The sequence below is a fragment of the Flavobacterium sp. LMO6 genome (genome assembly GCF_009495795.1).
Taxonomy (GTDB): Bacteria; Bacteroidota; Bacteroidia; order Flavobacteriales; family Flavobacteriaceae; genus Flavobacterium.
This window is the reverse complement of sequence record NZ_WIBH01000005.1, coordinates 1-23,106: the sequence shown is the minus strand read 5'-3', so window position 1 is coordinate 23,106 and position 23,106 is coordinate 1. Positions and strand designations below refer to the sequence as shown.

The following is a 23,106-nucleotide window of genomic DNA, read 5'->3' as shown; positions in this document are numbered from 1 at the left end:
TTTATCCACTTAATTACATCCACAACCACCACCTGTTTTTCCTCCGTTTGCTCCTAAAGCCGCTTCACGATATACTTGAAAAGTAGTTTCGTAGCGTTCTGAACTTCTTGCTGAAAGCTTCATATCAGGATCATTTATATATTGTTTGTCGTATTCTTTAACCGAATTACAAGAGGTAATTCCAACAAGAACAACTGCTATTACTACAATTTTTTTCATAATTACTGATATTTTTTAATGTCCATATTTTTTGATACATGAATAGCTCCTTTATCATCAACAATGATGCAACCTATTCCGTTTAACTGATTTACTAAATCTAATCCTACTTCAATTCCTAAAACAAATATACCTGTTGCTAGTGCATCTGCTAATTCGGTTTGTTTAGCAAAAACTGAAACACTTATTATTCCAGATGCCGGATAACCCGTTCTTGGATCTATAATATGTGAATATCTTTTACCGTTGAATGTAACATATTTTTCATAACTGCCAGATGTTTCCACTGCACTGTCATCTAATGGAAATGTTGCAAAAACTTTATTTTTATTCATTGGATTTATAATTCCAACTGTCCAAGGCATTCCGTTTGGTTGCTTTCCCCAAGTGTTTATATCTCCAGAGACATTAACTAAGCCAGAACTACATCCGTTTTCTTGTAATAAAGCCTTAATTTTATCTGCAATATAGCCTTGACCAATTCCTCCAAGACCTAATTTCATTCCTTCATTTTTTAGAAAAATAGAAGATTCATTTTTATTTAAAATAATATTTTGATACCCAACTTTTGCAACAGAATTTTTAATTGCTTCTGCTGTTGGCATTTCTTTCATGCTGCCATCAAACTTCCAAATTCTATCCATTGATGCATAACTAATATCAAATGCACCAGAAGTTAATTTTGAAATTCTAACTGCTCTTTCCACCAATTCAAAAACTTCATTATCAACTTTTATTGGAGCAATTCCGGCGTTCTTATTAACAGCTGAAATTTGTGAAGTAGGAATCCAATCTGAAATTAAATTTTCAACTCGTTTTACTTCTGAAATAGCCAACTCTAAAAATTGATTGCCTTTAATAGAATCTGTTGCTACAACCGTAATTTCAAACGGACTTCCTAACAAATTTTGTTTTTTCTTAAAAATTTGTTGGGAGTATGAATTACTTGCTACAAAAGCAAAAAAAAGGATTATTAATTTTTTCATTTTTTTTCTAAAGCATGAATCATTTTTATATATTCTTCAGGAGAAACGTTTTTAAACCCCATTTTCCCTAGTACTTTTCCATTTTTATCTAATAGAACAACTAAAGGAAAACTTCCTTCTAAATTATATTTTTCAGCTAATTTTCTATTGTTTTCGGTTTGCTCTTTTGGTAACTCATTCGCTTTTTTACGAGGGAAATTTGCTTTAACCAAAACCCATTCTTTTTCTGATTCGGTTTTAAAAACATCAGATTGCCAAATGTTTTTTTCTAATTTAATACAAGGAGCACACCAATCTGATCCAGAAAAAACGATAATGATGTTTTTATCTTCATTTTGAGCTAATGAAACCGCTTCATCAAAGTTATAGTTCCAATTTTGTGAGAAACTAAAATTAGAAACTAAAACAACCAAAAGACATAGTATTTTTTTCATCTTCATTAAATTTAATACAAATAAAACGCTTTTTATTTTTTTATCATATGAAGTGTCTTTTAAATTAAGTAAAACTTAAGAAAGTAAATGCTGAAATTTTTATGGAATCTACTTTATTTTCAAGTACTTAATTTTTATGTTTATTTGCATTATAAAGCCCTTTTGCTTCTAATATTACATCTTTTAATATGTTATTATTTATTTCTTCAATTGAAAAATAACGTAACGATTTAACAGTGTTTCTATTTTCACTAATTAATTCATTTTGATTCCTTTTTAGTTGGAATCCTTTTGCAAATCCAACATCTAAAAATCCCTTTTTATGATTGGGAGCCAAATAACAAAATGGTTTTTTCTTGTAATACACATACGGAATTCCCCATTTAAAAAGTAATTCTGATTGTGAAAGCTCCTGCTCTACTACTGATAATACATGTAATATCATAGCTTGATATTGCTCTGGTTGTCTTAGTATGAAGGCTTCTGTAGGTTTCATTGTAATTATTTTCTTCAAAAATAATTCAAAAAATATTTGGTCAGCAAATTATTTATTATTTACTTTGTAATTCAAAGTACTTTAAAATGGAAAACTACAACTATTTAAATGACATTAGCGAAATCAAAAATATGATGAACAAATCATCACGTTTTATTTCCTTGAGTGGTTTGTCTGGAATTTTAGCAGGCGTTTATGCATTAATTGGTGCATGGTTTGCTTATAAAACCATTTATTTTGACACTTCTACAATGGGGGCCTATCGTGATTTAGTAATTTCGGAAGAAGCTGTTATTCGTTTATTAGTTATTGCCACTTCTGTTTTAGTTTTGTCAATTCTAACCGGAATTGGATTAAGCATAAGAAAAGCGAGAAAAACTAGTGAAAGTATTTGGAATGCGGCTTCAAGACGATTGGTAATCAATTTCATGATTCCGTTAGCAACAGGAGGATTTTTCATTATCTTTTTAATTGAAAAAAACATGTTTGGACTCATCGCTCCCCTAACCTTAATATTTTATGGATTAGCTTGTGTAAATGCTAGTAAATATACAATTGGAGATGTTCGTTATTTAGGAATTACGATGATTGCTTTAGGTTTATTATCTACTTGGTTTTTAGGATATGGGTTATTATTCTGGGCATTAGGGTTTGGAGGTTGCCACATTTTATATGGAAGTTTAATGTATTTTAAATACGAGAGAAAGTAATATGCATTTTTTGATTGGCTTTAGTATATTTTTATTTTTTTGCATTTATTGGTTAAGAAAGAAAAAAATAAGCTACTTTAAAATAATTGCAATATCATCAATCAGTTTATATCTGATTTCAATTTTATCGTTACATTATTTTGATTATGTAGATAAACAAGAATTAAAAAAATTTGATTTAAATAATAATGGTAAAATTGAAGGAAATGAATACACATACGAATATGAACAATTAGAATTGAATATCATCAATGATAATGGAACAAACCTATTTTATATTTTTGGTTATCCATTTTGCTTAGTTTACTCAATCATCACAGTCTTAATCTTTTACATCGCAACAAAACTTTTAACCTTTTAAACCTTAAACTTTTAAACTCTTTTTAATGCTCAACATCATCCAAAATATCAACAAAGCCTTTGATCACCGAATTCGTTTGGGGATCATGTCGATATTGATGGTGAATGAAAGTGCCGATTTTAATATGTTAAAAGAACTTTTAGGCGTAACCGATGGCAACTTAGCTTCGCATACTAAAGCGTTAGAGTTAGAGAATTACATTCAGATTGAAAAACAATTTATTGGCAAAAAACCCAATACCAAATATACTGCAACTAAAGAAGGAAGACAAGCCTTTACTTCTCACATTGAAGCACTCGAAAAATTAATCAAGAAAAGTTAACCCTATTTTTTATCCATTTACTTTGAAATTCAAAGTACTTTTAATATTATTTATGAAAGATTTATTCATCGAAAAAATGTACGAAATCAGTAAGAAACCTTATCAAAAATTCATCAAAAAAGGGAAAGCTTGGGATATAAATGTATCAAAACTAATTCAACTACCTAACGATAGTTTAGGGTATCATTTAGGGTGCTTTTTATTGAAATACAATTTTGAAATCCAACCCAAATTAGAAGACCACGATGTTATTCACGTGTTAACCAATACCGGTATTTCAGTTGTGGAAGAAATTGGGATGCAATATTATCTGTTCGGAAACGGAAAACGAAGTTTGTATTTACTGATGGTAATTCTTTCGGGAACGTTCTTCTATCCTACTCGGTTAAGGTATTTCATAAGGCAATATCAAAAAGGGAAAACAGCACATCAATTTTATGGTTTAGATTTCTTGAATATGCTTTCTATTCCTATTTCAGCTATTCAGCAAAGCTTTAATATAAAATCATAATTAACATCTAATCAAATTTTAAAAACTAAAAAATCATGGAAACACAAATGCAACCACAACCTAAAACTTCAATTTTTCAATCTTCTACTGCCAAAATGATTATGGTAGGAATTTTAACTTTAGTTTTATTAATTCCACTTACATTAGTTCAGGATTTAATTACTGAACGAAGTCAGAGACAAAAGGAAGTAATTTCTGAAACGACATCTAAATGGGGAAACTCCGTATATTTTTATGGTCCAATTTTAAAAATTCCGTATAAAGATCCAACCACGGGTATTAATAATTATGCTTATTTTTTTCCTGATAATTTAAATAGTAAATCGGAAGTAACAATGGTAAAACCATTAGAAAGAAGCATTTACAAATCAAATGTTTTTACAACTACAATGCAATTTGACGGAACATATTCCCATCTAGATTTTAGTTCTAAAGGAATTCCTGCAGAAAATATTTTTTGGAACCGTGCCAAAATTATGATTCGAACTACCAATTTAAAAAGTTTAAAAGACGAGGTAAAAATGAAAATTGGAAATCAAAACTTAGCATTTGAATCGGTAGCAAATTCGGCAAATGATAGTATTGAAAGTTTAGAAACCAATTATTTTGATTACAAATTAATGGAAAATAAAGCTGCGTTTAAATTTGATATTTCATTTAACGGAAGTAATCAAATTAAAATGGTACCTGTAGGAAAAACAACCTCGGCATCAATGACATCAAATTGGAATTCACCTAATTTTAATGGGAACTTCTCTCCTACTTCAAGAGAAATTAACGACAAAGGTTTTACAGCAAATTGGAAAATATTACACTTTAATCGTCCGTTTGCACAACACTATTTTAATGTTTTACCCGAGTTATCCAAATATGCATTTGCAGTAAATTTTATTACTCCAGTTGATGAATATCAGCAAAACGAACGCGCTTCAAAATATGGGTTTTTAGTCATTGGATTAACTTTTTTAATCTTCTTTCTAATTCAATCGATTAGTAAGATAAACATTCATATTTTTCAATATTCTATGATTGGGATTGCTCTAATCATGTTTTATTCCTTATTAATTTCAATTACAGAACACAGTTCGTTTTCGTTTGCTTACGCAATAGCTGCAAGTTCAGTAATCGTTTTAATTTCGTTGTATGCGATATCCATTTTAAAAGATAAAAAATTTCCATTATTTATAGGCGTTTCATTAACCGTTTTATACACTTTTATATTTGTTATTATTCAATTAGAAGATTACGCGTTGTTAGTAGGAAGTATTGGCTTGTTCTTGATATTGGCAGCCGTGATGTATTTCTCGAGAAAGATTGAGTGGAATAGATAATATATAATTTTAAAAAAACAACTCCGACAAAGTTTTAGATTTTGTCGGAGTTGTTTCTTATTTTTTTATGTATTTAAATTGAGAACTTAATGTCCACCAGATAGTTTTTTATCAAAATTAATCCCTTGATTTTTAAGGATTCCACTTACTTTCCATGCATAAAAAGCCAAATAAGCAAAGCATAAAACACCAACTATATAACTTGAATGAATTGAAGTTTCATCGGCTACTACACCTTGTAACCAACTAATAATACCTCCACCCATAATCATCATAATTAAGAAACTACTTCCTTGACTCGTATTTTTTCCAAGACCACTTACTGCTAAAGTAAAAATACATGGCCAAAGTGTACTACAGAATAAACCAACCGAAGTGAAAGCATACACACTAGTCATACCAGAAGTAGACATACCAATAATTAAAGCTACAATACCTAATCCTGAAAATATTAGCAACATTCTTGCTGGGTTTCCTTTACTTGCAATATCTGCTGCAATTAAAACTAAAATTATTAATGCATAAATGTAAAATGGTGTTAAATCATGTTTTGCAATGGCATTAACCAATAGGAAAACGCCGAAAGCTAAATAAGGAGCAACAAATCGGAGAATTTTTTGCAAATTCATTTTATCAGTAAAAGCTTCTACAGCTCCTGTCCATCTTCCAATCATTAAACTAGCCCAATATAAAGAAATATAGGGTGCAATATCCTTAGTTAAAAAACCTAAATCTTTTTCCATGTAAGCGGGTAAATTACTAGCTGTTGAAACTTCTACTCCAACATAAACAAAGATGGCAATCATTCCTAAAATTAATTGTGGGTATTTTAAAGCATTTCCTCTATCATTTGAAATACTTTCGTCAGATTCAACTACTGCTTGCGGCTTATCTGGTAATGAAGAAAATTTGAGTAAAACGGCAACTAATAGAAAAGCAGCTCCTAATATCAAATAAGGAATTTTTACGCTCTCAATATCTAAAGTTGTTTTGTTAGAAGTAGCCGACCCAAAGATGGCAAAACTTACAATTAATGGACCAATAGTAGTTCCTAAATTATTAATTCCTCCAGCTAAAGTTAATCTTTGTGATCCGGTAGTAATTGGACCTAAAGCAATAGCTAATGGATTTGCAACTGTTTGTTGAAGTGAAAACCCCAAACCAACTATAAATAAACCCGATAGCATTAATGGAAAAGAACCTGAGTTTGCAGCAGGATAAAACAATAAAGTTCCTAATGCCGAAACAATTAAACCTAATGCTAATGAATTTTTATACCCTATTTTATTTATTAAATCGCTTTTCATAAAATAAGAAATAATCATGTAAATGATTGAACCTATTGTGTAAGCTACATAAAATGCAACAGATACTAATTGGCTTTGACCTTGAGTTAAGTCAAAGGCTTCTTTAAAAACAGGAATTAAAATATCGTTACTAGCCGCAACAAATCCCCAAAAGAAGAAAACAGTTACTAAGGGAATAAATTGCGCCCAATTCGTTTTAATTTGGTTTGTACTCATAGTTTTTTGATTTTGTTAGTTTAATGAATGCTAAAATTTTCAAATAGTAATTTGGCAAATAAAAATAGAATTAATTGCTAAATATACATTCAATAATGTTTTTATTTATAACAATTGAATAATTTTATTAACGAAAACGTTTTCGTGTTAATTAATATAGTAAAGTACTAAATTGACATAAAAAAAACCCGATTTTCATCGGGTTATCAATTATTTTGATGCTAAAGTTTTCTATTTTTCATCAACATATCCTTGTAAATAAGCAAATCGAGGTGTTAATTTTCCATTTTCTGTCATTTTTGCTCGTTCTAAAATTCCGTCTTTATCACCATTGAAAAAGGCTGGAATAACATGTTTCATAAACATTTCACCAAAACCTTCACTGGCATCTTTTGGCAATTCGCATGGTAAATTATCTACAGACATTACCATGATGGATGCTGGATGCGTAAATGGAACTTCTTTATGATCAATTGGTAAATATCCAAAGAATGGCTCCGCTATGGTTGATGCTTTTATAGTACAAGCTATTGGACCATCAACATCACAAGAAATATCTGCTACCACTTGAATTTTATTATCGGCTGCCTGTAACATTTCTCGAGTTAAAATATCGGGAGCTCCGTTTCCGTGAAAATGACCGGCAATAAAAAAATCAGCTACTTTAGTGAAACGACCAAAGTTAGAAATGTAATCTTGAGGATTTTTATAAAAATCAGATTTATCTAAAACCTGACCATCAATACGTTTGTTGTAATCTAAAACATCTATTTGGGTATAAACAGGCTCAGAATATTGTTTAGATAAAAAATCTTCAATTGCTACTTGCTTAATTTTTATTCCATCTAAAATCTCTTTTGCTCCCATTCCTACTTTTCCATGACCCGTAAGAACAATTTTTATATTGGGTAATGTTTGTCTTTTTAATCGGGCAATTAAATCCTCTCTATTTTTTAAAGTTTCTGCCTTTGCAACATTAAATAAATCATATTTAATTCCAAAAGCTCTGAAACCGTTATAGGCACCAACAATTCCTGCATATCTTCCAAAACCAATCAATCTTTTATTTGTAGCATCAACAATAGTTTCGTGATCATACAATTCGATGTTTTTTTCAAGAATTTCTTGTAATAACTTTCTATTGTAGGATTGTTTTTTTATGGTGTGAGAAAAGAAAAAATATTTTTTATTTGGTAGTAAAGCATCAATCGGTACTTCTTTTACTCCAAAAAGAACATCACAATCATTTAAATCGGAAGTAACTTCAATTCCTAAATCGGAATACTGTTCATCAGAAAATATTCTAATATCTGAAGTTTCTACTTTGACTTTTGCTTCTGAATGTTCTGATTGTAAACGAACTAATTCTTCTGGTGTGAATACAACTCTTCTGTCAGGGGGATTTTTTCGTTCTTTAATAATTCCGAATTTCATACTTTATTTTATTATAACCAAACGTTGTGTTAATGTTACAAATATAACTTTTTAGTAGTCTTTGTCCAAACACTTTTTTAATTGAAAAAATGATAGTACTTTTGGCTCACTTTTAAAGTGAAGATTATTATACGATTTTATTATAATCTGAAACTAAATTCTGGGGTCGACTGGTTTTGACAGCGAGTGGAATTAACTAGTAAGCACGTCGAGCGTTGTATGTTTAGCTCGTAAATCCAAATGTACAAACTTATAAACGGCGAAAATAATTACGCTTTAGCTGCTTAATCTGAATTATAGTAAGATTTGCCAAGTTCCTACTAGGTAGGAAAGCTGGATTCTCCTCAAAAGCCTTGGTTTATGGCGGTTGGATTAGGAGAACCGTAAAAGTAAACCTAGGAACGGTAATGCTTTAAATCCGTTCTGACACTGATAAAGCTAAGTTAAAAGTGGCAGTTTCTAGCCTTGCTTTTAGTCGAAAATTTAAGATGAAACTAAGCGTGTAGAAAGCTTTTTGATTGCTTGTTTGGACGAGAGTTCGATTCTCTCCGACTCCACAGAAAATGTCAAAATAAAAAGCCTGTAAATCGTATGATTTACAGGCTTTTAAATTGGGTAAATAAGGCATTAATTTTTTACATCAAAACGATCCAAGTTCATTACTTTAGTCCATGCTGAAATAAAATCGTTTACAAATTTTTGTTTGTTATCTGATTGCGCATAAACTTCTGCAATAGCTCTAAGTTCAGAGTTTGATCCAAAAATTAAATCGGCACGAGTAGCTGTCCATTTTAACTCGTTTGTTGTCATATTTCTTCCTTCAAAAAGTTCTTGATCATCTGAAGTTGCTTTCCAACTTGTTCCCATAGTTAATAGATTAACAAAGAAATCGTTCGTTAATTTATCTTTATTAGTTGAAAAAATTCCATGACTAGAACCATCATAATTTGCATTTAAAGCTCTCATTCCACCTACTAAAACCGTCATTTCTGGAGCAGTTAATGTTAATAATTGTGCTTTATCTACAAGTAATTCTTCTGTAGCAATTGTATATTTTGTTTTTAAATAATTACGAAATCCGTCTGCAGAAGGCTCTAATGCAGCAAATGAAGCTACATCTGTTTGTTCTTGAGTTGCATCCATTCGGCCTGGAGTAAATGGCAATTGCACAGAATATCCAGCATTTTTTGCTGCTTGCTCCACTCCTGTATTTCCTGCCAATACAATTAAATCTGCTAAGGATACTTTTTTATCTTTAGATTTCGCATTAAAATCCGCTTGAACTTTTTCTAATACCGATAATACACGGTTTAATTGAATTGGATTATTAACTTCCCAACTTCTTTGCGGCTCTAAACGAATTCTTGCTCCGTTAGCTCCTCCTCTTCTATCTGAACCTCTAAACGTTGATGCAGAAGCCCATGCCACAGTTACTCTATCTTGAACAGATAATCCCGAAGCTAAAATTTGCTCTTTTAAAACTTTAATATCTTTATCTGAAACTAATTTATGATTTAAAGCCGGAATTGGATCTTGCCAAATTAAGTCTTCTTTTGGCGCTTCTGGTCCTATGTAAGTAGACTTAGGTCCCATATCACGATGAGTTAATTTAAACCATGCACGAGCAAAAGCATCGTTGAACGCATTTTGATCGGTTAAGAAACGTCTTGAAATTTTCTCGTAAATAGGGTCATAACGTAACGATAAGTCAGTCGTTAGCATATAAGGCTTGTGCATTTTGTTTTTATCGAATGCATCTGGAATAATTTTATCATCTGTTTTTGCAATCCATTGTTTTGCTCCTGCCGGACTTGTAGTTAATTCCCAATCGTATTTGAATAAGAACGTTAAGTAATCATGACTCCATTTTGCAGGAGTTGATGTCCAAGTAACCTCTAAACCTGATGTAATTGCATCAGTACCTTTTCCTGATTTGTAATCGCTTTTCCATCCAAAACCTTGCTCTTCAATTGCAGCTGCTTCTGGGTTTGCCCCAACATGTTTAGCATCGCCAGCACCATGAGTTTTTCCTAAAGTGTGTCCACCTGCAATTAATGCCACCGTTTCTTCATCATTCATTCCCATTCTTCCAAACGTTTCACGAATGTCTTTAGCCGCTAATACTGGGTCAGGGTTTCCATTAGGTCCTTCTGGATTTACATAGATTAATCCCATTTGAACTGCTGCCAACGGATTCTCTAATTTTCTTCCTTCCGAATAACGTTTGTCATCTAACCATTTGGTTTCTGATCCCCAATACACATGCGATTCTGGTTCCCAAACATCCGCTCTACCGCCGGCAAAACCATACGTTTTAAAGCCCATGTCTTCTAATGCCACGTTACCGGTTAAAATCATTAAGTCAGCCCAAGAGATTTTGTTACCATATTTTTGTTTAATTGGCCATAATAAACGGCGTGCTTTATCTAAGTTTCCATTGTCGGGCCAACTATTTAAAGGAGCAAAACGTTGTTGTCCGGCACGAGATCCTCCTCTACCATCTCCTGTTCTATATGTTCCCGCACTGTGCCATGCCATTCGAATAAACAATCCGCCATAATGACCAAAATCGGCTGGCCACCACTCTTGCGATTGGGTCATTAATTCGCGCAAATCTTTCTTAAGCGCTTCATAATCTAACAATTGGAATTCTTTAGCGTAATTAAAATTAGCACCCATTGGGTCTGATAATTCAGAATTTTGACGTAGTACACTTAAATTCAATTGATTTGGCCACCATTGTTTGTTTTTGTCTACCAATGTTGTTCCAACAGCCCCAGGAGTAGTCTTAACAGCTTTATTGTTGCTATTCACCTCCGAAGCATGAGGTCCACCATGAGGATTTTCTTTAGAAACACTCATTGTTTTTCCTGTAACCGGACAAGTTGCTGTTTCTTGAGCTAAAGTAAATAACCCGAGAAATAAACTGGTTGTTAATAAAACTTTTTTCATATATGTAAAATTTATTTATTCAGAACTATATAAGGTATCGCTTTTTTATTAATTGGTGTTTGTTTGCAACAAACTTGTTGTTAGTAGCGATATCATATTAAACTATTATTTGTTTTCTTTTTTTCAAATTTCGGGGTAAAATGAATTCGTTTTTTTAACTTTTTAATGTTATTACTTATTCAATTATAAATTTTACTTATAGCAATGTTAGGGTAATAATAGTTATAAACTATTACAAAGTTTAAATTATAATTTATATTTTTATGTGAAATAAAAGTTTTACATAAAAAAAGCCTCAAAAGGAATACCATTTTGAGACTTTTTAATCATTAAGAAATACAAATTTATAAACTATAGTTAAAATTTAAACTCCATCTGTAATTTGCTTCTACATTGCCTCCTGTTAAATTCTGAGTTATTGGAAGCATAAAATTTGCTCCGAATGATAGTTTTTCTTTTCCAAGTTCGAATCCAATTTTACCAAATAAAATATCTCCACATGTATTTCTAACCTTTTGTCCTAATTGGTAGTTACTTTCATAGACTTCGCCTGCAATTCCTAGTTGAGGCGCAAAGGAATAGTTATTTTTTTGATGTAAATAAAAGAATGTTCCGGCATAATTTAATTGATTTCCAAATCTGTATTTTTTATCGTTTTCTGTTTTAATTACATAATTTAGTAATGTGTTTAGTCCAATTTGTTTTCTTCTAATTACATATTCTGTAGCTAAAAGATAATCCCAACTTCCCGTTCCTACTTGGTAACTTGGATTTACACTTCCATTGTTTAATTCATCAAATTTTCCTATTGGAATTTTTATTCCCGCACCTGCTTGTAAAGAATGGATAAAAAGGGTACTATCTTTATGTGTTTGAAATAATTGATACATTCCTAAAACCGTAACATCTCCTAATCCGCTACTATTTTGATTCCCAGTATTGGTTTCTCTATTGTGAAAATGATAAGGTAATAATGCAGAAATTTGAATTCTGTTAGCAACTGGTATTCGAGCCCAAAGCTGGATTGTATTAAAATTTTCAGTATACCATGGCGAATTTGAATACAAACCGTCTGAACTTTTATAAGATTGATTAAAATAGCGAATTCCAACAAAATTAGTATTTAACATTGATGCAAAACCCATGCTTCCTCCACTTGCAGAACAACCACAAGCATCGCAATCTTCTAATATATCGTATGAAAAATGAGGTAAGGTTGAAAATGGATTATTTGACAAACTATCGATTTCAGTTGATAAGCCCAATTGAAATGTTAGAAAAAAAAGTAGTTGATATATATTTTTCATATTAAAATTCGGCAAATTTAGGATCAGTTAAAAATTCTGTATCGGTTAACGTTTTCAAAAAAGCAATAAGTTGTGTTTTTTCAGTATCATTTAATGGAATTCCTAAGGTTCCTGTGACATTTAAACTAGCATCTAAATTTTGAGTATTTGTTACTCCAGCTGCATAATGATTTAAAACCGCTTCTAAAGTATAAAATCGACCATCGTGCATATAGGGTGCTGTTTTTTCTATATTTCTTAGACTTGGAACTTTAAATTTATATTTATCTGTTTCTAACTCAGAAAGACGATATCTACCTAAATCATTTATAGAAGGGTTAATAGGTAAACCATTGTTTCTAAATGAATTATCAGTAAAAATATCAGCGGCATGACAAGAAGCACATTTTTGATTAAAAACTGCATAACCAGCAAGTTCATCACTTGATAATGTTCCACCTGTTTCGTTTCTTCGGTACTTATCAAATTTAGAATTAGAAGAAGTTAGCATTGTCATAAACTGTGCTAATGCTTTTAACATGTTTTCTGAGTTAATTTCACCATCTTCAAAAGCTTGTTTGTATAATTTTTTATACTCCGAATCATTTTTCATCATAGTAATGATATCAATGATATTACCATTCATTTCTAATTCGTTAGAAATTGGTGCCATTGATAATAGCTCTATATGATCTGCCGCTCCATCCCAAAAAAACTGGGTTTGATACGCCATATTTTGAATAGGCGGTGCATTTCGAGTACCAATTCCATCCCCAACACCATGACTAAACGTGTGTCCGTGATGCGTAAAAGCATTTTCTTGGATGTGACAAAACCCACAGGCTACTACTCCATCAGATGCCAATCGACCATCATAAAATATCTTTTTTCCTAATTCGAATCCTTTTTCTGTTAAAGGATTGTTTGCCATATTATATGCTAATGGTGGAAAATTTGATGGAACTTGATAATCAATAGGAATGTTTTGATATTCTAGTGAATCGTCTGTTGAACAACTGATTAATAAACCAATTGCCAACAGAATTAAATATTTTGTTTTCATATGTTCAAATTTTATTTATAAGCTGTAACTTATGGTATCGCTTTTCTTTTTTAAAGGTGTTTATCTCACAACATTTTAATTCATTGGTGTTCGATGATTTTCAATTGCTTACGCAAACTTATTGTGAATGGCGATTTCATATTACTACGTGTTTTAGCCCAGATGGAAATGAAAAGCCCGCAAAGGAAAAACAAATTGATTTTGTTGCTAAAAAAATAGCGACCTAAGAAGCTTCTTTTTTTGCTTACAAAATTTTTGTTTTTCCTGTGGACTTGAAATGTACAGCTGGATTAGCTTCTGATGAAATTAGTCGTTATGAACGTGGTGAACTTCAAATAATGTTGGAATATTATTTGCTGAAATGTTTTGCACTTTTGTTCCACCCATTACATCTAAACCTTCTTCAAAGTTGATTACTGTTGTTCCGTCAATAATTTTCTTTAAATCGGTCATAATATGAACCTGAGGTGTAATATTGGTTCTAACTAATGCGTTATCTGGTAAGTCTAAAGTTACTGAAGCATAATTGTAAATATCTCCCGTTTTTCCTGTATGCACACGGTAATTTGCATCTGTATGTGATGCAGAAGTTACAGTTCCTTCAAACTTAACAAATTTATAACCTGCAGCCCAAGACCAAGTCATTCCTAATGCTTGAGCATCTGTCCACATGGTACCTTGACCGTTTGCACCAGCGTTAAATTGGTCAGCATCGACACCTATTCCGAAAGTTATTCTGTTGTAATTTCCTGCAGGAATGTTTGGTAAGTTTAACAATGTACTTGCTGCATCTGATTCATTTACAAAGAAATAACTTTCGCTTTTAGGCACTGTGTAAGTTGAACCATCTGTTTTAGTTAACACAATATTACTCACGATGTAAATAGCATTTGAGGCTTTTATCACTTCTCCATTTGAGTTGGTATATGGTGTATTGAAAGCAAAATCAGCATCTCCATATACATTATCGAATTCTAATTTTAAATTTCCTTCACCTGTGATTTCGTTATTATCATCATTAGAACATGAAGTTAGGGCAATAGCAACAACCATTGCTAATGCAATATTTTTTAATTGTAATTTCATATGTAAATATTTATTATTTTTTTAAGGTCATATGATATCGCCCTTTAATAATTGATGTTTGTTTGCAACAAACTAGTTTTTAGTGGCGATTTCATTTTTGATATTTTTTTTAGTTTGATATTTTTATATACGATTGTAGTATGCATAGCAAAAGCTATCCATTTTTTTTTTGGACATAGTAAATCCTATTGCTTCTTTTGTAAGAAACAATAATAAAAAAATTAAACTAAAAAGGTGGGTGGATGAAAAGTTGACTGTATTGCAGTTAAAGCATACAAATTCTGATAGACAGAATTGATTTTTTTGTTTGTGAAAACATAAGAATTGTTACAAGAAAGTGATTTGAAATCTTGGTAAAACAAAACTTCAATTTCTTGTTTTACATTTTGCTTTTTATCTGAAGAAGTGTTTTTGTCGTCTTCTGCAGTTTTAGCAAGTTCTTTCATTAAGTGACATTTACCATTACATTTAAGTGCTGGCTTTTCTTTGTTTTCACAAAGCTCTTTTACAATATAGTCGTAATTAACAATGTACTCCAAAAATGGAATTGCTGGCCTTGCCAACATAAAAATACTGATTAATAGGACTATTTTTTTCACAAGTCAAATTTATAATAAAAATGAGACCCTAGCAAATTTGTTACCTATTTAACAATCTTGATTTTTACTTGTAAATAAGAATTGAAATTTAAAAAACTATATTGTTTTAGTATGTTGATTTATAACAAAATAAAGATTAAATTAATAACGCTAATAAAGGTTCTTTTTCATTTAAATACTGAAATTGAAATCCTTTTTCACTCATTTTTAATTTTACTGAGGCAATATCGGTTTCATTTTTAACTTCTAAACCCACTACTACAGGACCAACATCTCTGTTATTTTTTTTGATGAATTGAAAATAGGTAATGTCATCTGACTCATTTAAGACATCATTTACAAATTCACGTAAAGCACCTGGTCTTTGTGGGAATTGAATCATGAAGTAGTGTTTTAGTCCTTCGTATATTAATGAACGTTCTTTAATTTCTTCGGTACGTTCTATATCATTATTACTACCACTTACCACACATACTACATTTTTTCCACGGATTTCGTCTGCCATAAAATCCAAAGCGGCAATAGCAAGAGCCCCGGCTGGTTCTACTACCATTGCTTCTTCATTATATAACTGTAAAATGGTAGAACATACTTTACCTTCTGGCACCAAAATCATTCGGTCTAAAGTATTTTTACAAACCGCAAAAGTTTCCTTACCCACTTGTTTTACTGCAGCACCATCTACAAATTTATCGATTGAGGTTAATGGTAGTGCTTCTTTTTGGTCTAAAGCATATTGCATGGAAGGTGCACCCTGAGGTTCAATTCCAATTATTTTAGTTGATGGACTTAATTTTTTAAAAACAGTTGAAACACCTGCTGCTAATCCGCCACCTCCAACAGGCATAAGTAAATAATCTATAGTTGGGATTTTTTCAGAAAGAATTTCTAATCCTATAGTTCCTTGACCCGCAATAACTTCTAAATCATCAAACGGATGAATGAATTCTAATTCATTTTCATTAGAAAATTGTTTCGCAGCATGAAAAGCATCATCAAAAGTATCGCCAATTAATACAATCTCCACAAAAGATTTTCCAAACAATTGTACTTGTTTAATTTTTTGCTTAGGAGTTGTTTTAGGCATGTAAATCTTACCTTGAATTTGTAATACTTGACAAGAATATGCAACACCTTGCGCATGATTACCAGCACTTGCACATACAATTCCTTCTGATTTTTGTGTTTGATTTAAATGACTTATTTTGTTGTATGCTCCTCTAATTTTATAAGAACGTACTTGTTGTAAATCTTCCCTTTTTAAATAAACTGAAGCTTGGAATTTTTCAGACAAATTAATACTGAATTGGAGCGGTGTTTTTAAAACCACTCCATTCAGATTTTCTTGTGCCTTAACTATTTTATCAAATAAAGTCATTAGTTTAATTTAGGTCTTAATTTTCTAACTGCTGCTCCTGCTTGCCACAATTCAGAATCGCGAATTTCTTTTAATTCTACTTCTAATTTTTGACGATAATCTGTTTTACTACCTTCAGAAATTACTCTATTAGCTTCTCTTCCAGAAGACACTTCTTCGTATAAATTTTCAAAAACTGGAGTCGTAGCTTCTCTAAATTTTCCTTTCCAATCCAAAGCACCACGTTGAGCCGTTACAGAAGTATTAGCAAACATCCAATCCATTCCGTTTTCTGCAACTAAAGGCATTAAACTTTGTGTTAATTCTTCAACCGTTTCATTAAATGCTTCTGATGGTGAATGACCGTTTTTACGTAATACGTTGTATTGTGCTTCAAACAAACCCGCTAACGCACCCATTAAAATTCCACGTTCGCCAGTTAAATCTGAATACACTTCTTTTTGAAAATCGGTTTCAAATAAATAACCAGAACCTACACCTATTCCTAATGCAATTGCTTTATCTTTTGCTCTTCCAGTAGCATCTTGAAATACAGCAATGCTAGAATTAATTCCTTCACCTTTTAAGAACAATCTTCTTAATGAAGTTCCAGAACCTTTAGGTGCTACTAAAATTACATCTACATCTGCAGGAGGTACAATTCCCGTTTTTTCATTAAATGTAATTCCGAAACCATGAGAAAAATACAATGTTTTTCCTGCTGTTAAATGTTTTTTTACAGTATTCCATGCATCTATTTGACCTGCATCTGAAAGTAAATATTGAATAATTGTAGCGTTATCACAAGCTTCATCAATATCAAATAAAGTTTCTCCTTCAATCCAACCATCTGCAAGTGCTTTTTCCCAGCTTTTTCCGCCTTTACGTTGACCTACAATTACATTAAATCCGTTATCTCTTAAATTTAAAGATTGTCCAGGTCCTTGAACACCATAACCAATTACAGCAATTACTTCATGTTTTAATGTTTCTTGCGCTTTTGCTAATGGGAATTCGTCTCTTGTGATTACTGTTTCGTTAACTCCTCCAAAATTTATTGTTGCCATTTTTTTTCTTTTTTAATTTTAATTTACATTTGAAATACTTGATCTTTTTTATCTAAAAATTCGTTGTTAATTGTTTGCAGAGCTGGATTTTTTTGCTCCATTTCTACTACTTTTTTATGAATTCCTTCGCTTGCATTGATTATTGCAATTCGGGAACTTCTTACAAATTCGATTAAACCAAATTTGTCTAGTTTTTTAAGTAATTTATTAATTTCTTCTCCTTGCCCTGTAGCTTCAAAAACGGTATAATCGTTTCGAATTACAACTGCTTTAGCTCCGTATTCTCTGAGTAAACGTTCTACTTTTACTTCATTAATAATTACTTCTGTAGGCACTTTATACAAGGCCATTTGTTGCCAAACAATTTCATCATTTGTGTTGCAATACACTTTAAATACATCCACAATTTTTTCAATTTGTTTGACCAAATTTTTCACAACTGCTTCTGCCTCAATTACAACAATCGTGAATCGATAAATGTTTGGTACTTCGCTTGGTGAAGTATTAAAACTCTCTAAACTAATTTTTCGTCTTGAAAACATGATGGCTATTTTATTAATTAGTCCCACATGATTTTCAGTATATATGGTTAAAGTAAATTCTTTTTTCATTTCTTTTAATTTAGATATCTTCTTTACATAAAACAATTTCCGAAACTCCTTTTCCTTGTGGTACCATTGGAAAAACATTATCTTCCATACGAACTGCTACTTCTAACAAAAACGACTCTGGACAATCAATCATTTCTTGTAGAGCCGATTTTAATTTTTCTCTCAAAGCCACTTTATTTCCTTTAATTCCATACCCTTTTGCTACTTGAACAAAATCGGGACTTTGAATATCGGTAAACGAATATCTTTTTTCATGAAATAGTTCTTGCCACTGACGCACCATTCCTAAAAAACTGTTGTTTAAAATCAGAATTTTTACATTTGGTTTGAACTGCATGATGGTTCCTAATTCTTGAATATTCATTTGCGCACCACCATCTCCCATTACAGCAATTACTGTTCGTTCAGGCGCTCCGTATTTTGCTCCAATTGCAGCAGGAAGAGCAAATCCCATAGTTCCTAATCCGCCACTAGTGATATTACTTCTTGTTTTATTTTGATGCGAATAGCGACAAGTTATCATTTGGTGTTGGCCAACATCAGTAACCATTACCGCTTCTCCATTAGTTAATTCATTAATTAATTGAATCACTTCACCCATAGTAATTTCGCCTTCCGAAGGAAATAACTCTGGCTTAATTAACTTTTCCGTTTCAACTTCTATGGCTTTATGAAATTTTGAAATCCATTCTTGATGTGATTTTTGCGCTACTCTTTCTGTTAATAAGGGTAACGTTTCTTTACAATTTCCCCAAACAGGAATTGAAACCAGCACATTTTTATCAATCTCAGCAGGATCAATATCCAAATGAATAATTTGGGCTTGCTTTGCATATTTATCCAAACGACCCGTAACTCGGTCATCGAAACGCATTCCGATTGCAATTAAAACATCGCATTCATTGGTAAATAAATTAGGTGCATAGTTTCCGTGCATTCCTAACATTCCAACCGCTAAAGGATGGTTTGTTGGTATGGCACTCATACCCATAATTGTCCATGCTGCCGGAATTCCTGTTTTTTCTATGAATTGTAAAAACTCCTTTTCAGCATTTCCTAAAATTACGCCTTGACCAAAAATTACAAATGGTTTTTTAGCTTGATTAATAATTTCGGCCGCTTGTTCGATATAAGAAACTCTTACATCTGGTTGTGGTTTATAACTTCTTATAAACTCGCATTTTTCATACCCACTATAATTGAATAACTGTAATTGGGCATTTTTTGTGATATCAATTAATACCGGACCTGGTCTTCCACTTTTAGCAATATAAAAAGCTTTTGCTAAAACAGAAGGAATTTCGGAAGCATCGGTAATTTGGTAATTCCATTTCGTAACTGGTGACGTAATATTTACGATATCCGTTTCTTGAAAAGCATCGGTTCCTAATAAATGTGCAAAAACTTGCCCCGTAATACAAACTAAAGGAGTTGAATCGATCATAGCATCAGCAAGACCTGTAACTAAATTAGTTGCTCCTGGACCACTTGTTGCAAAAACCACTCCTGTTGCGCCACTTACTCTTGCTAAACCTTGAGCTGCATGAATAGCTCCTTGCTCATGACGAACTAAAATATGGTTTAATTGCTTTTTATAATCAAACAAAGCATCATAAATTGGCATAATAGCACCACCTGGATATCCAAAAATAGTAGTCACATTTTCGGCTAACAATGCTTCAATAACTGCAACACTTCCTGAAACTAGTGTTTCGGATTTCTGCTTTTCTGTTTCTTTTATTTCTAATGTATTCATTTTCTAATATTCATCGGTTACACAACCATTTGAAGCATCTGTAACTAATTTTGCATACTTTAATAACACACCATTAGTTACTTTTAATTTTGGTTGATTCCATTTACTTTTTCTATTCGCTAATTCTTCATCACCAACATGTAAATGAATGGTATTATCAACAGCATTAATTTCTATAATATCTTCATCTTCAACTAAAGCAATTATACCTCCATCATAAGCTTCAGGTGAAATATGACCTACTACAAAACCATGAGTTCCTCCACTAAAACGACCATCGGTAATTAATGCAACACTTTTTCCTAAACCAGCACCAATTAAGGCTGATGTTGGCTTTAGCATTTCTGGCATACCAGGACCACCTTTAGGACCTACATAACGAATAACCACGACATCGCCTGCTTTTATTTTTTTATCTTCGATACCTTTTATTAATTCTTTTTCACCATCAAAAACACGAGCTGGACCTTTAAAAAATTCGCCTTCTTTACCTGTTATTTTTGCTACGGAACCTTTTAAAGCAAGATTTCCATATAAAATTTGAAGATGCCCTGTAGTTTTTATTGGATTCTCTATCTGACGAATAATATTTTGATCGTTAAAATCAATATCTATTACTGCCTCTAAATTTTCTGCTAAAGTTTTACCCGTTACCGTAATACAATTTCCATGTAACATTCCTTTAGAAAGCAAATATTTTAAAACCATTGGCACTCCACCTTTTTCATGTAGGTTTTGCATTAAATAATTTCCACCCGGTTTAAAATCGGCAATTAATGGAGTTGTATTGCTTAATCGTTGAAAATCATCCTGACTTATAGCTACTCCAACACTTTTTGCCATTGCAATCATATGCAAAACGGCATTTGTACTTCCGCCTAGAGCAATTAAAACGGTAATAGCATTTTCAAATGCTTCAAACGTCATAATGTCTTTTGGACAAATATTTTTTTCTAATAATAATTTTAAATATCCAGCGGCAGATTCACATTCTTCTATTTTATCATGACTTATAGCAGGATTTGAACTTGAATAAGGTAAGCTCATTCCTAAAGCTTCAATAGCAATAGCCATTGTATTTGCCGTATACATGCCACCACAAGCTCCTGCACCTGGACATGAATTCTTTATAATTCCTTTATAGTCTTCTTCAGAAATAGTACCCGCAATTTTTTCTCCTAATGCTTCAAATGCCGAAACAATATTCAAATCTTTACCTTGGTATTTTCCTGGTGCAATTGTACCACCATAAACCATTATCGATGGACGATTTAATCTTCCCATTGCAATAATACTTCCTGGCATATTTTTATCACAACCAGGAATAGAAATTACACCATCATAGTAATGACCTGAAACAACACTTTCAATACTATCTGCAATAATTTCTCTACTTACTAGAGAATAACGCATTCCATCAGTTCCGTTAGTAATACCGTCACTAATACCAATTGTGTTGAAAATTAAACCCACCATATCATTAGCATTAACTTCTTTTTTAATTAAAGCTGCTAAATGATTTAAATGCATATTACAAGTATTTCCATCATAACCCATTGAAGCAATTCCTATAAAAGGTTTTGCTAGTTGTTCTTCAGTTAAACCAATTCCATATAACATTGCTTGAGAAGCAGGTTGAGAAGGATCTTGTGTTATTGTTTTACTATATTTATTTAATTCCATTATAGGTATACATTTTGATATTCGTTATGAGCTACTCTTCTTTTATATTTTTTTTGAATGACAGCACCAATAGAATCTTCCCAATTTAATGGAAATTTATACTCATTTACGGATTCTATTCCTATTACTTCTGCCGCAGTTCCACAAAAGAATGCACTATCAGCTTTATATATTTCTTCGGGAGTAAAGTATTTTTCTTCTATTTCGTAACCTAACTCTTTTCCAATTTCTAAAACAGTTTGACGTGTAATTCCTGCTAGGATGTTTCCTAATGGAGCAGTAAATAATTTACCATCTTTTTCTAAGAAGAAATTAGCTCCAGGACCTTCTGCTATATATCCATTCATATCTGTTAATAAAGCTTCATCATAACCGTTTGCTTTAGCTTCTGTTGTTGCTAAAATGCTATTCGTGTAATGTCCAACTACTTTAGCTTCAACAAAACATGATTTTGGGTTTGGACGTTGAAAAGATGACAACATTACTTTTAGTAATGAATCACCTAAATATTTTCCCCATTCCCATGCCATTATTACAACATTAACATCACTAGTTGGAGTTAATGACATATTTTCTCCTAAATACACTAGCGGCCTTACATAAGCATCTTTTAAATTGTTCATTTCTAACAATTTATAAGTAATTATTTCTAATTCTTTTTCAGTATATTTTAAATTGATGTGCATAACTTTTGCTGAATAATGCAATCTTTCGTAATGTTCTTTAGCTTTAAAAATTCGAACACCATCTGGAGTATCATAAGCTCTAATACCCTCAAAGACACCATTGCCATAATGCATGGTTTGATTGTAAATACTTACTGGAGCATCTTTAACTTTTACAAATTCTCCGTTAAAAAAAATGGTGGTGTTTTCGTTGTAATACATAATTTAAAAATTTAAAAAAAATAAAAAAAGCCTTCCCTGTATTATATTCAGGAAAGGCTAATAAAAATCAAACCAATCCGTCTATATAACACGAATATTTTTTATAATACTAATTGTAATATTTATATTTTTCATTTGTTAGCTACATTTAATAATTAAGAGTAAAAGTCCAATCGAAATAATGGTATTTATTAAGATTACAAATTTATTCCAGATATTTAAATTGTTTTTCTTCATCTTATCGTATCAAAGAGAAATGGGCTTTAAATTGTTTTCCTACTCCATTTTCTGTGTAATCTAATGTAAACCAGTAATCTGTTGATGGTAACTATTCTTGATTATATGTACCATCCCACCCATTACTCGCTTCTGTTGTACTTAATTGTTTTAACAATTTACCATAACGGTCAAAGATGTATAATTTAGCATCTG

The 23,106-nt window shown here is 31.7% G+C and carries 22 protein-coding genes and 1 other RNA gene; 5 read left to right on the top strand and 18 right to left on the bottom strand.

The genetic code is table 11. The features are described 5' to 3' along the window. Window positions 1-9 precede the first annotated feature (9 nt). The 4 genes from GFJ99_RS06255 to GFJ99_RS06240 all read right to left on the bottom strand — a co-directional run bounded on the left by GFJ99_RS06255 (window position 10) and on the right by GFJ99_RS06240 (window position 2,135). On the bottom strand, window positions 10-219 hold the full coding sequence (locus GFJ99_RS06255) for a DUF4266 domain-containing protein (protein ID WP_153207999.1): 210 nt from the start codon (window positions 217-219) through the stop codon (window positions 10-12). Window positions 220-221: 2 nt separating this feature from the next. Further along, window positions 222-1,205, bottom strand: coding sequence for an FAD:protein FMN transferase (locus GFJ99_RS06250; protein WP_153207998.1), 984 nt, complete (start codon window positions 1,203-1,205; stop codon window positions 222-224). Beyond that, window positions 1,202-1,639, bottom strand: a complete 438-nt coding sequence (locus tag GFJ99_RS06245) for a thioredoxin family protein (RefSeq protein ID WP_153207997.1) — start codon at window positions 1,637-1,639, stop codon at window positions 1,202-1,204. Before GFJ99_RS06245 ends, GFJ99_RS06250 begins: the two co-directional genes overlap by 4 nt. A 127-nt stretch (window positions 1,640-1,766) precedes the next feature. Continuing rightward, complete coding sequence (locus GFJ99_RS06240; RefSeq protein WP_153207996.1) at window positions 1,767-2,135, bottom strand: DUF1801 domain-containing protein; 369 nt, start codon at window positions 2,133-2,135, stop codon at window positions 1,767-1,769. An 86-nt stretch (window positions 2,136-2,221) separates the two neighbouring features. On the opposite strand from GFJ99_RS06240, the gene GFJ99_RS06235 reads away from it, so the two are divergent. From GFJ99_RS06235 to creD, 4 genes are all read left to right on the top strand, one after another. Beyond that, complete coding sequence (locus GFJ99_RS06235) at window positions 2,222-2,845, top strand: hypothetical protein (RefSeq protein WP_008257381.1); 624 nt, start codon at window positions 2,222-2,224, stop codon at window positions 2,843-2,845. 386 nt (window positions 2,846-3,231) lie between these two features. Continuing rightward, window positions 3,232-3,528, top strand: a complete 297-nt coding sequence (locus GFJ99_RS06230; protein WP_153207995.1) for a transcriptional regulator — start codon at window positions 3,232-3,234, stop codon at window positions 3,526-3,528. Between the two features lie 52 nt (window positions 3,529-3,580). Further along, on the top strand, window positions 3,581-4,039 hold the full coding sequence (locus tag GFJ99_RS06225; protein WP_153207994.1) for a hypothetical protein: 459 nt from the start codon (window positions 3,581-3,583) through the stop codon (window positions 4,037-4,039). A 35-nt stretch (window positions 4,040-4,074) separates the two neighbouring features. After that, window positions 4,075-5,370: a cell envelope integrity protein CreD gene (gene creD / locus GFJ99_RS06220; protein WP_370454295.1), complete on the top strand. Its 1,296-nt coding sequence runs from the start codon at window positions 4,075-4,077 to the stop codon at window positions 5,368-5,370. An 86-nt stretch (window positions 5,371-5,456) separates the two neighbouring features. On the opposite strand, the gene GFJ99_RS06215 is transcribed toward creD, so the two are convergent. Together GFJ99_RS06215 and GFJ99_RS06210 are read right to left on the bottom strand one after the other, a co-directional pair. Next, on the bottom strand, window positions 5,457-6,893 hold the full coding sequence (locus GFJ99_RS06215; RefSeq protein ID WP_153207993.1) for an MFS transporter: 1,437 nt from the start codon (window positions 6,891-6,893) through the stop codon (window positions 5,457-5,459). A 231-nt stretch (window positions 6,894-7,124) separates the two neighbouring features. Then, window positions 7,125-8,327 (bottom strand): NAD(P)-dependent oxidoreductase, encoded by a 1,203-nt coding sequence (locus GFJ99_RS06210; protein WP_153207992.1) that lies wholly within the window; start codon window positions 8,325-8,327, stop codon window positions 7,125-7,127. Window positions 8,328-8,489: 162 nt separating this feature from the next. Between GFJ99_RS06210 and ssrA the strand changes: the two genes are divergently transcribed. After that, window positions 8,490-8,887: a transfer-messenger RNA gene (ssrA, locus tag GFJ99_RS06205) on the top strand. 67 nt (window positions 8,888-8,954) lie between these two features. On the opposite strand, the gene katG is transcribed toward ssrA, so the two are convergent. The 12 genes from katG to GFJ99_RS13870 all read right to left on the bottom strand — a co-directional run bounded on the left by katG (window position 8,955) and on the right by GFJ99_RS13870 (window position 23,089). Then, window positions 8,955-11,279, bottom strand: coding sequence for a catalase/peroxidase HPI (gene katG / locus GFJ99_RS06200; protein WP_153207991.1), 2,325 nt, complete (start codon window positions 11,277-11,279; stop codon window positions 8,955-8,957). Between the two features lie 344 nt (window positions 11,280-11,623). Further along, entirely contained in the window at window positions 11,624-12,586 is a 963-nt protein-coding gene (locus GFJ99_RS06195) for a transporter (protein WP_153207990.1), read from the bottom strand. A 1-nt stretch (window position 12,587) separates the two neighbouring features. After that, window positions 12,588-13,628, bottom strand: coding sequence for a cytochrome-c peroxidase (locus tag GFJ99_RS06190; RefSeq protein ID WP_153207989.1), 1,041 nt, complete (start codon window positions 13,626-13,628; stop codon window positions 12,588-12,590). Between the two features lie 306 nt (window positions 13,629-13,934). Continuing rightward, window positions 13,935-14,714, bottom strand: coding sequence for an MbnP family protein (locus tag GFJ99_RS06185; protein WP_153207988.1), 780 nt, complete (start codon window positions 14,712-14,714; stop codon window positions 13,935-13,937). Between the two features lie 221 nt (window positions 14,715-14,935). Continuing rightward, window positions 14,936-15,313: a hypothetical protein gene (locus GFJ99_RS06180; protein WP_370454294.1), complete on the bottom strand. Its 378-nt coding sequence runs from the start codon at window positions 15,311-15,313 to the stop codon at window positions 14,936-14,938. A 136-nt stretch (window positions 15,314-15,449) separates the two neighbouring features. Beyond that, the gene (gene ilvA, locus GFJ99_RS06175; RefSeq protein ID WP_153207986.1) at window positions 15,450-16,691 is read right to left on the bottom strand and encodes a threonine ammonia-lyase IlvA; all 1,242 of its coding nucleotides are present in this window, start codon (window positions 16,689-16,691) and stop codon (window positions 15,450-15,452) included. Next, window positions 16,691-17,737: a ketol-acid reductoisomerase gene (gene ilvC, locus GFJ99_RS06170; RefSeq protein ID WP_008257223.1), complete on the bottom strand. Its 1,047-nt coding sequence runs from the start codon at window positions 17,735-17,737 to the stop codon at window positions 16,691-16,693. The genes ilvA and ilvC overlap by 1 nt, the downstream gene beginning before the upstream one ends. A 23-nt stretch (window positions 17,738-17,760) precedes the next feature. Next, complete coding sequence (gene ilvN, locus GFJ99_RS06165) at window positions 17,761-18,348, bottom strand: acetolactate synthase small subunit (protein ID WP_040470898.1); 588 nt, start codon at window positions 18,346-18,348, stop codon at window positions 17,761-17,763. A gap of 10 nt (window positions 18,349-18,358) precedes the next feature. Beyond that, window positions 18,359-20,104, bottom strand: a complete 1,746-nt coding sequence (gene ilvB, locus GFJ99_RS06160) for a biosynthetic-type acetolactate synthase large subunit (protein WP_153207985.1) — start codon at window positions 20,102-20,104, stop codon at window positions 18,359-18,361. A 3-nt stretch (window positions 20,105-20,107) separates the two neighbouring features. Beyond that, window positions 20,108-21,787 (bottom strand): dihydroxy-acid dehydratase, encoded by a 1,680-nt coding sequence (ilvD, locus tag GFJ99_RS06155; protein ID WP_153207984.1) that lies wholly within the window; start codon window positions 21,785-21,787, stop codon window positions 20,108-20,110. Then, window positions 21,787-22,674, bottom strand: a complete 888-nt coding sequence (locus tag GFJ99_RS06150) for a branched-chain amino acid transaminase (protein ID WP_008257216.1) — start codon at window positions 22,672-22,674, stop codon at window positions 21,787-21,789. Before GFJ99_RS06150 ends, ilvD begins: the two co-directional genes overlap by 1 nt. A gap of 328 nt (window positions 22,675-23,002) precedes the next feature. Continuing rightward, window positions 23,003-23,089 (bottom strand): hypothetical protein, encoded by an 87-nt coding sequence (locus GFJ99_RS13870; RefSeq protein ID WP_370514029.1) that lies wholly within the window; start codon window positions 23,087-23,089, stop codon window positions 23,003-23,005. Window positions 23,090-23,106 lie beyond the last annotated feature (17 nt).